The organism is Alcanivorax sp. HI0044 (assembly GCF_001634945.1).
The window spans coordinates 1-507 of sequence record NZ_LWEZ01001842.1 but is presented as its reverse complement, the minus strand read 5'-3'; the positions used below and the strand labels follow the sequence as shown (position 1 = coordinate 507).

General features: G+C 58.0%; 1 protein-coding gene. It reads right to left on the bottom strand.

What is annotated here, in order from left to right:
- Positions 1–507, bottom strand: a 507-nt coding sequence (locus A3730_RS32340; RefSeq protein WP_197477678.1) for a hypothetical protein, incomplete at both ends; no start/stop codon positions are given.

Here is a 507-nt window from a genome sequence, read left to right as displayed (position 1 = left end):
ATTCAGGTAGGCGGACACCGGCAGGCTTCTCACGTTGGCGTCAGCCACATTGGGAATGGCTGCGCCACCAGGAATCAGTGCTGAAAAAAGACGAACATCCGGAGCATCAAGCCAGGCATCCAGGCGGGTAATGAAAACCGGGTCTTCCATTTCCTCACCGGTGTCGGGATCGATGGCATTGATAACAAAACCGCGCAACGGCTGCGGCGGCATGTCGTCATAGGGCCGGAAACGCAGCACCAGTGCACCGGTTTCCAGGGGCAAGGGAATAAGATCACCCAGCACCGGGATCGCCAGATTGGCGTTGGCGGTCAGTGACGTTCCCATCACATGCTGGGCATTGATTTCCACTGGAATGGCGGTGTCGCCAACGGTCTGGATACAATAAATATCCCCGTCGGCATCTTCATTGGTGGCACACCAGCGGCCATTGCCTTCATCCTCCATGCCGATGTAACTCAGGTCCAGCGGCGCCTTGGGCAGGAACGCCATGGGCAAGGCCGCATG